The following is a 13212-nucleotide window of genomic DNA, read 5'->3' as shown; positions in this document are numbered from 1 at the left end:
TCCCGCTTGGCTAAGGAAATTCATTCATGCTGGCAAAAGTAACTCGTCTGTTCCCGCTGTGGGCAATCCTGCTCTCGCTCGCCGCCTATTACACGCCGTCGTCGTTCAGCGGCGTCGGCCCCTACGTCAGCCCGCTGCTGATGCTGATTATGTTCGCTATGGGCGTCACGCTGCGGCTGGATGACTTCAAGCGCGTGCTTTCGCGCCCTGCGCCGGTGGCCGCCGGCATTTTTCTGCATTATCTGGTGATGCCGCTGGCTGCCTGGCTACTGGCGATGCTGTTCCATATGCCGCCGGATTTGTCGGCCGGCATGGTGCTGGTCGGCAGTGTTGCCAGCGGGACCGCATCCAACGTGATGATCTATCTTTCCAAGGGCGATGTGGCGTTGTCGGTCACCATTTCGGCCGTGTCAACGCTGGTCGGGGTGTTCGCCACGCCACTACTGACGCGCCTGTATGTCGATGCCAAAATCAGCGTCGATATCATGGGCATGCTGCTGAGTATTTTGCAGATCGTGGTGGTGCCGATTGGCCTGGGGCTGATTGTGCATCATACCTTCACCAAAACCGTTAAACGCATTGAGCCCTTCCTGCCGGCGCTGTCGATGGTGTGCATCCTGGCGATCATCAGCGCCGTGGTGGCCGGCAGCCAGAGCCACATTGCCTCCGTTGGCCTGGTGGTGATTGTCGCGGTGATTCTGCATAACGGCATTGGCCTGCTGAGCGGCTATTGGGGGGGCAAACTGTTCGGCTTTGATGAATCCACCTGCCGCACGCTGGCGATTGAAGTAGGTATGCAAAACTCCGGGCTGGCGGCCACGCTCGGCAAGCTCTACTTCTCGCCGCTGGCGGCCCTGCCAGGCGCATTGTTCTCGGTTTGGCACAACCTTTCCGGCTCGCTGCTGGCGGGCTACTGGTCCGGCCGGCCAATCAAGAAACAAAAGTAAACGCACGCGGGGCGCCGATCGGCGCCCCGCAACCAGATAGACCGGGCGTTTACAACGCGCTGGTTTTTTCCTCCCAGTCACGCTCATCTTCCCGCTCATCCTGCTCCAGCACGTTATATGCCACCGAACAGAACAACGAATTCAAACGCTTCATATCCCCCAACAGCCCCAGATGCAGCGAGCTGGTTTCAATGCTCTGCACGTTCTGCTGGTGCAGCCGGTTAACGTGGGCATGGGCATAGCGACGATCGAGAATACGGAAGCGGTGTTTGGAACGGCGCAGCCGCCTGGCGCTGGTGAGATCGCCGGATAAGAACACCGACAGGCTCAGACGCAGGTTGCCGACCAGGCGCTCATGCAAGGCATCCAGCTCTGCCAACCCTTCAGCCGAAAAGGCGCGCCGCACGGCATGGGACTTGGCCGCCACATCGTCGGTCATCCGCTCGATGATGTCCCCGGCCTGCTCCAGGTTGAGCGCCATCTCAATGATTTCCGCCCAGCGGCGTGAATCCTGTTCGCCCAGATCCTCTTTCTGAATTTGCGCCAGATACAGTTTGATGGCGGTGTACAGCACGTCCACATCGTCATCAAGGCGGCGCACTTCCTTTTCCCGCGCCAGTTTGCCATGCAGCACTTCGTGGTGCAGGATCATCATATGCTCCACCACGTCGCCCATACGCAGCGTTTCCCGCGCTGCGTTGGCCAGCGCCAGCGTCGGCGTATCCAGCGCGCTGCTGTCCAGATGGCGCGGCCGCAGACGGGGATCGTCCTCCGGCGTATCGGCAATCAGCATGCCGCACAACCGCGCCATCGGGCCGGCCAACGGGATAAGCACCAGGCAACGGATCAGGTTGTAGAACATGTGGAAGTAAATCACCAGATCTTCATTCTTACCCGGCAAACGGCTCATCATATCGGCCAGATAGGAAATAAACGGCAGCACCAGCGCGCAGCCGGCGATTTTGAACAACAGGCTGCCGAGCGACACCCGGCGCCCGGCGGCGTTCTCACCGCTGGTGTTGATGGTTGCCAACAGCCCGCTGCCCAGATTGGCGCCGATCACCAGGCACAGCGCCACCTTCAGCGAGATCACGCCGGAAGCGGTCAGGGTGGCCGACAGCAGCACGGCGGCCAGACTGGAATAGCTGACAATGGCGAACAGCGCCCCGGTCAGCGCATCCAGCATCACGTCGCCCGTCAGCGAAGAGAACAGCACTTTCACCCCGGCGGCCTGGGTAATCGGCGTGGCGGCGGCCACAATCAGTTCCAAGGCCAGGACGATCAGCCCCAGGCCAATCGCCACCCGGCCAATCTGCCCGATGCGGGTCTGCTTGCGGCTAAGGAAAAAGATCACGCCGATGAAAATCAGCAACGGAGAAAGCCAGGAAAGATCGAAGGTCAGCACGCGCGCCATCAGCGCGGTGCCCACATCGGCGCCAAGCATGATCACCAGCGCCGGCGTCAGCCCTACCAGGTTTTGCGCCACAAAGGAACTGACCAGCATCGCGGTGGCATTGCTGCTCTGTACCAGCGCGGTAACGCCGATGCCGGCAGCGAACGCCAACGGTTTCTTTTCAACGCTGCTGCTTAGCACCCGGCGCAAATTGGCGCCATAGACTCGCATGATACCGGTGCGCACAATGTGGGTGCCCCACACCAACAGCGCCACGGCAGAAAGCAGGTGAAGAAGGGTCAACACGGAAAGAACGCTCCATTAAACGCCCGGCAAGGTAAGGCGGCTATCCTGCCTGCCGGGCGCCAATTTAGCAGGACAGCGGCAACGGGCTGCGGGCGCCTGGCGGGGTTCCCTGTTGTTATACCCTCCACCTTTCAAATCGCCGCCGCGTCGGCAGCAAGTTGAAATCTCTCGGCTATAACGGCAAATGCCGCAGCACGGTCATGCAACTTCCCGTAATGTAACGGGTTCTAAGTGTAGCCCAATTTCGCCGCCGTCGGGGTGTAAATCGCCCGCCGAGCGGTTGAGCACATCCACCAATAGCTCCACCCCCTGCGCCTGAATGCGGTAACGCACCACGTTGCCGAGCAGGCTGTGGTTCATCACCCTAGCGGCAATCCCCTGGCCGGCGGGCAACAGGGTGATGGATTCCGGCCGAATAGCCACCTTACCGCGGTACAGATTCCCGGTCAAAGCGGTGGCCTGTTCCGCCTCGAGCAAATTGTAACTGCCGATGAAGCCAGCGGCGAAGGCGTTGGCCGGCTGCGTATACAGGGTGACGGCATCGCCGCTTTGAACAATTTCCCCTTTATTCATCAGCACGATACGGTCAGAGAGCGTCAGCGCCTCCTCCTGATCGTGGGTGACGAAGATCGCCGTAAGGTTCAGCTCACGCTGGATACGGCGGATCTGCTCGCGCAGGTGTTTGCGGATGCGCGCATCCAGCGCCGAAAGCGGCTCGTCGAGCAGCAGCAAACGCGGGCGCGTCACCAGCGAGCGCGCCAGCGCCACCCGCTGGCATTGGCCGCCGGAAAGCTGATGCGGGTAGCGCTTGGCCAGTTCGGTCAACTCGACCAACGCCAGCGCTTCCTGCACCCGCTGCTGGATTTCGCCGCTCGCCAGGCGCTGCATTTTCAGGCCGAACGCCACGTTGCCCGCCACCGTCATATTGGGGAACAGCGCATAACTTTGGAACACCATGCCGATGCCGCGCTTTTGCGGCGCCAGCGGCACCAGATCGACGCCCTGCAGCAAGATCTGCCCGCTGTCGACCGGGGTCAGCCCCGCCAGGCAGCGCAACAGCGTGGATTTACCGCAGCCGCTGGGGCCTAGCAGCGTAACAAACTCGCCCTCTTCAGCGCTGAAATCGATGTCGTGAAACACCTGGGTCGGTCCATAGTGTTTATTCAGGCGTGTGATGTTGAGATATGCCATAAGGTTAGCCCTTTGTTTTGTTCAGTAGGTTTGCCAGCCAGGTGACAACCAGCACCACCGCGAAATAGGAAATCACCAGCGCGCTGGTGAAATGGCCGCTGCCATTGCGCATGTTGTAGAGATAAACCTGCAGCGTTTCATACTGGCTGCCCACCAACAGGTTAGCGAACACAAACTCACCGATCAGAAAAGAGAACGACAGCAGTACCGCGATCATGCCGCCCTTGCGCAGATTAGGCAGCACCACCAACAGCGCCGCCTGCCAGGTGCTGGCGCCCAACAGGTGGGCAGCATCCATCAGATCGCGCAGGTTAATCGCCTGCATGTTGTTGCTGATGGCGCGGTAGATAAACGGCAACGCGATGGTGAAGTAACAGCCGATCAGGATCCACGGCGTGCCAAGCAACGGCAGCGGATCCGCGGCAAACAGTTGCATCAGCCCGACCGACGACACCACCGGCGGCACGGCGAAAGGCAGCAGGATCAGGATATTCATCACCGCATCCAGCTTCGGGAAGTAGTAAGCAATAACAAACATCAGCGGTAGAATCACCACCACGGCCAGCACCAGCGTGCCAAAGCAAATCAGCAACGAGTGCCACAGCGCCTGCAGGAAGCGTGGATCGGCCCACAGCGCCGTCATCCATTTCAGCGTGAAGCCGTCCGGCAAAATGGTGGCCCCCCACTGCGTAGCCAGCGCATACACCAGCGTCGCCGCCAGCGGCAACAGCAGGATCAACAGCAATACGCCGGTCACCACCCGGTGATAAAAAAATTCAAAACGCGGCATCGGCAACCTCCATTAAACCCCATAGATTTCGCGTTGCGGCTTACGCCGCGGCAACCTGCAGGACGCAGCACACAGGCCGCTAACGTGCACGGGTATAGCTCCTGCGTAACAGCCACTGGTGAATCAGGGTGATCAACGCCATCATCGCCACCAGCAACATCGCCAACGCGCTGGCCAGGTTGGGATCGAGCGAAATATCCCCCGCCACCAGGCCCGAAATACGGATAGGGATCACGTTGAAGTTACCGGTGGTCAGGGCATATACCGTGGCATAAGCGCCGAGCGCATTGGCCAGCAGAATCACGAAGGTGCCCATCAACGCCGGCGCCAGCACCGGCAGGCCGATGTAACGCCAAAAACGCCACGGGCTGGCGCCGAGCAGCGCGGCCGATTCGCGCCAATCGCTGCGCAGCGCATCAAACGCCGGGTACAACAGCAAAACCCCCAGCGGGATCTGAAAATAGGTGTACAGCACGATCAGCCCGCTTTTCGAATACAGATTGAAGCTTTCCATCAGGCCGTATTTACGCAGCAGCAGCGTCAGGCAGCCGTTCAGCCCCAGCAGAATCACGAAAGCGAACGCTAACGGCACGCCGGCAAAGTTGCTGGTCATGTTGGTAAACGACATCACGAAATCATGCAGCCGGGTTGGGCCTAACTGGCGTAGGGAATAGCTGCCGATCAAAGCGATCAACAGGCCATAGACGCTCGACCACAGGGAGATTTCCAGCGAGAACTGGAAGGCTTGCAGATAAAACGGCGAGGTCAGCACGTCGATATAATTGCCTAACCCCCAGCCGCTGCTTTCGCTGAAAAAACTGTTGATGGCGATCCAGATCAGCGGCGCAACCTGAAACGCGCCAAACAGTACGATAAACGGCACCAGGCACAGCGCAGCAATCCATTTAGCTTTCATCTTGCTCCTTCATGCCAGCAGTGCGCGGCAGCTCGGTTTGTCATGGGCAACGGCCAGCAGTTCGCACAGCGTGCCGCACAGTTCGGTCTGCAACGGGCTGGCTTCCTGTTGGCTGAAGGCGCTGCCGAACACGAACAGCGGCACTTCGCGCTCTTCCGGCAGCACGCCGCCGTGGCTGCGATCGTCATTCATGCCGTGATCGGCGGTCACCAGCACCTGGTAGCCAGCCTCCAGCCAGCCCGGCAGATAACGCGACAGCACGCCATCGGCATTACGCGCCGCGTTGCGGTACTGCGGGGAAGAAAGCCCAAAGCGGTGCCCGGCGTCATCAATGTTCATCGGGTGAATCAGCAGGAAATCCGGCTGGTGCCGGCTGCGCAGGCTCTCCGCGTCATCAAACAGATGCGAGTCCGGATAGCGGTCATCGTAATAAAAATGACCGTGTTGAATCGGCAGCGCCGGTTCGTCAGTGTGGCGATCGCGCGCGGCATTGAACGGGGTGCGGTTATACAGTTCACTGACCCAGTGATAAGCTGCAGCCGCCGTACACAAACCGGCGGCACGCGCATAGTGGAACACACTCTGCTGATGCGACAAACGCGAAACATTGTTATGCACCACGCCGCTCAGCACCGGCGTAACGCCGGTGAGAATGCACTCATACAGTGGCCGGGAGAGCGAGGGCAGCTCGCTCTCCATTTTGTATAACCGCCCACGCCCTGCCGCACATTCGGCCTGTAAATAGCCCATGGCGTCATGCGCCACTGAATAATTCAGGCCGTCCAGCAGTACGAGGATCGTTTTCATAACGTTCTAACTCACTGTTGCATAAACATAATGACATTTTCCTGCCACAGACGCGGCAGCAGTTTGGCGCTTTTTTCCCAGGCGGCCGGATCGGCGATAGGGTGCGCATTTTTGTATTGTTCCGCCGGCAACAGTTTGGCTTTTACATCATCCGGCAAGGTGAGGTGTTCCGCACGGATCGGGCGGGCGTAGCCCCGCGCCAGGTTGATTTGGCCGGCATCCGAGAAGATATATTCACGCGCCAGCTTGGCGGCGTTCGGGTGCTTGGCGTATTTGTTGATGATGGTGGTATAGCCGGAGGTGATGGTGCCGTCGGAGGGGATCAGCACTTCAAAGCGGGCCGGATCGATCTGATCGCGGTAGTTCAGGCCGTTGAAATCCCACACTACGCCAACCTGTACTTCGCCCTTTTCCAATGAAGCGATAACCGGGTTGGTCAGGCTCAGGCGGCCGGCCTTCGCCAGCTTGCCGAAGAACGCCAGCCCCGGCTTCAGGTTCTTTTCGTCACCGCCCATCGCATAGGTGGCCGCCAAGACGCCGCTCGCCGCCTGTGAAGCGGTGCTGACGTCGCCGATGGTCACCTGGTAAGTGCCTTTCAGCAGATCGGCCCAGCTGTGTGGGACATCCTTAACCTGCTGTTTGTTAATGATGAAGGCGATGGTGCCGGTGTAAGCCAGCGCCCAGTGGCCGTCTTTATCCTTCGCCCAGTCAGGGATCTGATCCCAAGTGGTGGGCTTATACGGTTGGGTAACGCCTTTTTGTAACGCAATCGGGCCGAATGCCGCCCCGACGTCGCCAATATCGGCCGTGGCGTTGTTTTTCTCGGCGTCAAACTTGGCAATCTCCTGAGCCGAGCTCATGTCGGTGTCCCGATGCTGCAGGCCGTATTTTTCCTGCAAATCTTTCCAGGTATCTTTCCAGTTGGCCCAGCTGTCTGGCATGCCGACGCTGTTAACAGCGCCTTCCTGTTTGGCGGCCTGTTCAAGCGCGGCCAAATCGGCATCAGCGGCCCAGCTCATCTGGCTGGCCAATAGCATGGCACTGGTTAAAACGGAGGCGTACAAACGTCGTTTCATCACTTATGCTCCAGATGGTAGTGTGTAGTCGGGGCTGGACTAGTCCAGCAAGAACCACGCCAATCTAGCGAATAAATGTGATAAACAGATGTCAGCCAATGAAACGGCGGTTAAACCACCGGCATACACCCAAAATAATTCGAGTTGCAGGCAAGCCGACATTTCGGCAACGGCGCTAACCGGCCTGAACGACGAGGCAACAGCTGCCTTCATGGAGGGCGTTTTGCACTATAATGAGGCGAAAGTTGAATGAGTGAGATACCCACAACGGCGGCGGCCATTTGCCAGGCGCTGCATGCGCGCATTGCGGGCGGGGAGCTGCATGCTGGCGACAAACTGCCGTCGGAGCGCGTACTGAGCGAGCAGTTTTCCACCACCCGCATTACGCTGCAGGAAGCGCTTGGCCAGTTGGAAGCCGAGGGCATCATTTACCGCCAGGTGCGCCGCGGCTGGTTTATTTCGCCACCGCGGCTGCTGTATAACCCGTTGGAGCGCAGCCACTTCCATGAAATGGCGCAACAGCAGGGGCGCCAGGCGCGCACGGAAACCATTGACGCCGCCACGGTGGCGCTGTGCGCACCGCTAAGCCAGCGGCTGGAGCTACCCGACGGCACGCCGGTGTACCGCATCCGCCGCCTGCGCTACATCGACGGCCGGGCGGTGCTGTATTGCGAACATTACCTGAACCCCGCCTACTTCCCCGACATCCTCAATGCCGATCTCAGCCAATCGCTCACCGGTATGTACGCCGAGCGCTATGGCATTCGTTACGGCCGGGTGCGTTTTGACATGCTGCCAACACTGCTGCCGCAAGAGGCAGCGGCGCTGCTCAAGGTCACCTACGGCAGCCCGGCGCTGTTTATCACCCGCATTAACCGCGATCAGCACGATCGAGTGATTGACTGCGATCTGGAATACTGGCGCTACGACGCGCTGCATATTGATGTGGAAGCCACAGAGGGGCAGGCTTAGGCCGCGCCGGGCGCGGCTTAAGCAGATTAATCCGCGTCATACCCCAGGTTTGGCGCCAGCCAGCGTTCAACCTCGCTGACGCTCATGCCTTTGCGCGCTGCGTAGTCCACCACCTGATCGCGCTGGATCTGCGCCACGGCGAAGTATTTGCTCTGCGGATGGCTGAAGTACCAGCCGGAAACCGCCGCCCCTGGCCACATGGCGAACGACTCGGTCAGTTTCATGCCGGTATGGCGTTCAACGTCCAGCAGTTGCCAGATCGGCGTTTTTTCAGTGTGCTCCGGGCAGGCCGGGTAGCCCGGCGCCGGGCGGATCCCCTGATAGTTTTCGCGGATCAGCTCCTGGTTGCTGAGGTTTTCATCGGCGGCATAGCCCCAGTGCAGTTTGCGCACTTGCTCGTGCAGGTATTCGGCAAACGCCTCCGCCAGCCGATCGGCCAGCGCTTTGAGCATGATTTTGTTGTAGTCATCGTGCTGGGCGTCATACGCCGCCGCCAGTGCGTCTTCCTCCAGCCCGCCGGTAACGGCGAAGGCGCCCAGATAGTCGGCCTTGCCGCTGCTTTGCGGCGCGATGAAATCCGCCAGGCAATAGTTGGGGAAGTCGGTCTTTTCCGTCTGCTGGCGCAGGTGATGGCTAACCACCCACACCTGTTCACGCGTCTCGTCGCGATACACCGCGACGTCGTCGCCCACGCGGTTGGCCGGGAACAGGCCGTACACGCCGCGCGGGTTCAGGCTGCCGCTGGCATCCAGCATATCCAACATATGATTGGCATCCTGGAACAGACGCGTCGCCTCTTCGCCCACCACTTCATCTTGCAGAATGCGCGGGTATTTACCCGCCAGCGACCAGGTCATGAAGAACGGCGTCCAGTCGATATACTCACGCAGGGTGCCGATGCTCGCCGCCACCGGGAATACGCCCAGTTGCTTCGGCACCGGCGGCGTATAGCTCGCCCAGTCCAGCACCATCGCATTGGCGCGCGCCTGTTCCAGGGTGACCGGCGCGGTGCGTGGCTTTTTGCGCCCGTGCTGAATACGCACGGTTTCATATTCCCGGCGGGTGCGGGCAACGAACTCATCGCGTTGGGTGGGCGATAGCAACGCGGCCACCACCCCGACGGTGCGCGACGCGTTTTGCACATAGGTAGTCGGCCCGCTGTAATTCTGCTCGATCTTCACCGCGGTATGCGCCTTCGAGGTAGTAGCGCCGCCGATCAGCAACGGGATGGTAAACCCCTGCCGCTCCATCTCTTTCGCCACATTGACCATTTCATCCAGCGATGGGGTGATCAGGCCCGACAGGCCGATAATATCCACCTGTTGTTCACGGGCGGTTTTCAGGATCTTGTCGGCCGGCACCATCACGCCCAGATCGATAATCTCGTAGTTGTTGCATTGCAGCACCACGCCGACGATATTCTTGCCGATATCGTGCACATCGCCTTTGACCGTCGCCAGCAGGATCTTGCCGGCGGCACTGCCCTGCTGTTTACTGGCCTGGATGTACGGCTCCAGATAGGCCACCGCCTGCTTCATAACGCGCGCCGATTTCACCACCTGCGGCAGGAACATTTTGCCCTCGCCGAACAGATCGCCGACCACGTTCATCCCGGCCATCAGCGGGCCTTCAATCACTTCGATCGGTCGCGCAGCCTGTTGGCGCGCCTCTTCGGTATCCTGTTCGATAAACTCGGTGATGCCTTTCACCAGCGCGTACTCCAGGCGTTTGGTCACTGGCCAGCCGCGCCATTCGGCCTGCTGGACATCGGCTTCCCGATCTTTGCCGCCGCGGTATTTTTCCGCCAGTTCCAGCAGGCGCTCGGTGCCGTCCGGGCGACGGTTCAGGATCACATCTTCCACCGCTTCGCGCAGTTCGGCGGCCAGATCGTCATAGATCGCCAATTGGCCGGCATTGACGATGCCCATATCCATGCCGTTGCGAATGGCGTGATACAGAAACACCGCGTGGATTGCCTCGCGCACCGGATCGTTGCCGCGGAATGAAAACGAGACGTTGGACACCCCGCCGGAAATCAGCGCGTGCGGCAGTTGGCTTTTGATATCGGCGCAGGCTTCGATAAAGTCGACGGCGTAGTTGTTGTGTTCTTCAATGCCGGTCGCGACGGCGAAAATATTCGGATCGAAGATAATGTCTTCCGGCGGGAAGCCGACCGTTTCCGTCAGCAGTTGATAAGCACGGCGGCAGATGGAGAATTTACGTTCACGAGTATCCGCCTGGCCCACTTCATCAAACGCCATCACCACCACGGCGGCGCCGTAACGGCGCACCAGCTTCGCATGGTGGATAAAGGCCGCTTCGCCCTCTTTCATCGAGATCGAGTTGACGATGCCCTTGCCCTGAATGCACTTCAGGCCGGTTTCGATCACATCCCACTTCGAGGAATCGATCATAATAGGCACGCGCGCAATGTCCGGCTCGCCGGCGATCAGGTTAAGGAAGCGCGCCATCGCCGCTTCGGCGTCGAGCATCCCCTCGTCCATGTTGATATCGATGATCTGCGCGCCGCTTTCCACCTGTTGGCGCGCCACTTCCAGCGCCTCGTCGTATTTCTCTTCTTTGATCAGCCGTTTAAAGCGGGCGGAACCGGTGACGTTGGTGCGTTCGCCCACGTTGACAAACAGCGTATCGGCATCAATGTTCAACGGCTCCAGGCCGGATAAGCGGCAGGCCACCGGTATCGCCGGCAGCCGGCGCGGCGGTACCCCGGCCACCGCCTGCGCCATCGCCGCAATATGCGCCGGTGTGGTGCCGCAGCAGCCGCCGATGATATTCAGGAAACCCGCCTGCGCCCATTCCCCCACTTGCCGCGCCATCTCTGCGGCATCCAGATCGTATTCGCCAAAGGCATTGGGCAGGCCGGCGTTGGGGTGGGCGCTGACGTAGCCTTCCGCGATGCGCGCCAGTTCCGCCACGTATGGGCGCAGTTCGTCCGGGCCAAGTGCGCAGTTAAGGCCAAAACTCAGCGGCTGCACATGGCGCAGGGAGTTATAAAATGCTTCGGTGGTCTGGCCGGACAGGGTGCGGCCGGAGGCATCGGTGATGGTGCCGGAAATCATGATCGGCAACGCCACACCCAGGGCTTCGAACTCGCTTTCCACGGCAAAAGCCGCCGCCTTGGCATTCAGCGTATCGAAGATGGTTTCGATCATGATCAGGTCAACGCCGCCTTCAACCAATGCGCGGGTCGATTCACGGTAGGCGGCCACCAATTGGTCGAATGAAATATTACGAAATGCCGGATCGTTGACGTCCGGGGAGATCGACGCCGTTCGGTTGGTCGGCCCCAACACCCCGGCCACATAGCGTGGTTTCTCCGGCGTGCGCGCCGTCCATTCATCGGCGCAGGCGCGCGCCAAGCAGGCCGCCTGGTAGTTAATCTCGGCGGACAGCGCTTCCATGTGGTAGTCGGCCATCGCGATCGGGGTGGCGTTGAAGGTGTTAGTTTCGAGAATATCGGCGCCGGCTTCCAGATAGGCGTAATGGATAGCGCTAATGATGTCCGGCTTGGTCAACACCAGCAGATCGTTATTGCCTTTCAGATCGCTGTGCCAATCGGCAAAGCGTGCTCCGCGGTAATCCTGCTCTGCCAGTTTGTAGCTCTGGATCATGGTGCCCATGCCGCCATCCAACACTAAAATACGCTGGGCTAGCTGCTGCCGTAATTGCTCTGCTCGATTCGTCACTGTCGCCTCTTCACACATGGTGATCCCGTTTCCCCGCCTTTGCCGCCGGCAATCGCGGGCGCCCAAGGCAGACAGCCATCCTAGCACAGGTTGTAAGGGTTAAGCGGCGGCCGTTAATTGAGAGTTTTTCAGCTTATGCCATGAACAGATCCGATGAGCGGATAAGTGTATTGCAATTCGCACTTAAAAAACGAAAATGGATTCCATAATACGGAAAAAGGAAGCACAGCCATGGCCACTCCCGTTCCCGCCAAACGCGGCAAGAAGCCCAGAGCAGCAGCGCCCGCCGCCAGCACCGCCACCGGGCAGGTTCAGTCCCTGACCCGCGGCCTGAAACTGTTAGAATTCATCGCCGAAGCGCAGGGCAGCGTTGCGCTGACCGATCTGGCCCAGCGCGCCGGGCTGCCCAACTCCACCACCCATCGCCTGCTTAGCACCATGCAGCAGCAGGGTTTTGTGCGCCAGGTGGGCGATCTTGGCCTGTGGACCATCGGCGCGCATGCCTTTGTGGTCGGCAGCAGCTTTTTGCAAAGCCGCAATTTGCTGGCGATGGTGCACCCGATCCTGCGCCGGCTAATGGAAGAATCCGGCGAAACGGTCAACCTGGCGGTGATGGATCAGGCCGAGCACCAGGCGATTATTATCGATCAGGTGCAGTGTACGGCGCTGATGCGCATGTCGGCGCCGATCGGCGGCAAACTGCCGATGCATGCCTCCGGCGCGGGCAAAGCTTTCCTCGCCACCCTGCCGGATGAGCAGGTTACCCAGTTGCTGCATAAAAAAGGCATGCAGACTTACACCCCGCAAACCCTGACGCCGCACAATCTGAAAGCGGGTTTGGCGCAGATCCGTAAACAGGGATTTTCTTTTGACGATGAAGAACATGCGCTCGGCCTGCGCTGCGTCGCGGCCTGCATTTTCGATGAGCACCGCGAGGCCTTTGCCGCCATTTCCATTTCCGGCCCGGTGTCGCGCATTACCGACGATCGTGTGATTGAGCTGGGCGCGCTGGTGATCCATGCGGCTAAAGAGATCAGTCTGGAATACGGCGGAGTGCGCTAGTTCTTTCCACGCCCTTCACCCTCACCCCAACCCTCTCCCTGGAGG

10 protein-coding genes are annotated in these 13212 nt (G+C 59.9%); 3 read left to right on the top strand and 7 right to left on the bottom strand.

Annotated features, from left to right (window positions below):
- Nucleotides 1-26: 26 nt before the first annotated feature.
- On the top strand, nt 27-947 hold the full coding sequence (gene panS / locus ABFX35_RS18290; protein WP_095846850.1) for a ketopantoate/pantoate/pantothenate transporter PanS: 921 nt from the start codon (nt 27-29) through the stop codon (nt 945-947).
- A 49-nt stretch (nt 948-996) separates the two neighbouring features.
- Here panS and ABFX35_RS18285 read toward each other — a convergent pair whose 3' ends face one another.
- From ABFX35_RS18285 to ABFX35_RS18260, 6 genes are all read right to left on the bottom strand, one after another.
- Nucleotides 997-2646 (bottom strand): Na/Pi cotransporter family protein, encoded by a 1650-nt coding sequence (locus ABFX35_RS18285; RefSeq protein WP_346082399.1) that lies wholly within the window; start codon nt 2644-2646, stop codon nt 997-999.
- Nucleotides 2647-2844: 198 nt separating this feature from the next.
- The gene (locus ABFX35_RS18280; RefSeq protein WP_346082398.1) at nt 2845-3837 is read right to left on the bottom strand and encodes an ABC transporter ATP-binding protein; all 993 of its coding nucleotides are present in this window, start codon (nt 3835-3837) and stop codon (nt 2845-2847) included.
- 4 nt (nt 3838-3841) lie between these two features.
- Nucleotides 3842-4627, bottom strand: a complete 786-nt coding sequence (locus ABFX35_RS18275) for an ABC transporter permease (protein ID WP_279025508.1) — start codon at nt 4625-4627, stop codon at nt 3842-3844.
- Nucleotides 4628-4706: 79 nt separating this feature from the next.
- On the bottom strand, nt 4707-5543 hold the full coding sequence (locus ABFX35_RS18270; RefSeq protein ID WP_279025510.1) for an ABC transporter permease: 837 nt from the start codon (nt 5541-5543) through the stop codon (nt 4707-4709).
- Between the two features lie 9 nt (nt 5544-5552).
- A complete protein-coding gene (locus ABFX35_RS18265; protein WP_279025512.1) occupies nt 5553-6350 on the bottom strand; it encodes an alkaline phosphatase family protein in 798 nt (265 codons plus the stop codon).
- Between the two features lie 11 nt (nt 6351-6361).
- Nucleotides 6362-7426 (bottom strand): ABC transporter substrate-binding protein, encoded by a 1065-nt coding sequence (locus ABFX35_RS18260; RefSeq protein ID WP_346082397.1) that lies wholly within the window; start codon nt 7424-7426, stop codon nt 6362-6364.
- A 249-nt stretch (nt 7427-7675) separates the two neighbouring features.
- On the opposite strand from ABFX35_RS18260, the gene ABFX35_RS18255 reads away from it, so the two are divergent.
- Nucleotides 7676-8398 carry a UTRA domain-containing protein gene (locus tag ABFX35_RS18255; RefSeq protein WP_346082396.1) on the top strand — a complete coding sequence of 241 codons (723 nt, stop codon included), beginning with the start codon at nt 7676-7678 and terminating at the stop codon, nt 8396-8398.
- Nucleotides 8399-8424: 26 nt separating this feature from the next.
- Here the strand turns inward: ABFX35_RS18255 and metH are convergent, their stop codons facing one another.
- Nucleotides 8425-12123, bottom strand: a complete 3699-nt coding sequence (gene metH / locus ABFX35_RS18250) for a methionine synthase (protein WP_279025517.1) — start codon at nt 12121-12123, stop codon at nt 8425-8427.
- A gap of 213 nt (nt 12124-12336) precedes the next feature.
- Here metH and iclR point away from each other — a divergent pair, with 213 nt between their 5' ends.
- Entirely contained in the window at nt 12337-13167 is an 831-nt protein-coding gene (iclR, locus tag ABFX35_RS18245) for a glyoxylate bypass operon transcriptional repressor IclR (protein WP_121555322.1), read from the top strand.
- Nucleotides 13168-13212: the final 45 nt, after the last annotated feature.

The organism is Gibbsiella dentisursi (assembly GCF_039539505.1).
In the GTDB taxonomy this organism is placed as follows: domain Bacteria; phylum Pseudomonadota; class Gammaproteobacteria; order Enterobacterales; family Enterobacteriaceae; genus Gibbsiella; species Gibbsiella quercinecans.
The sequence above is the reverse complement of the archived record's forward strand: the minus strand, read 5'-3'. Positions and strand labels throughout refer to the sequence as shown.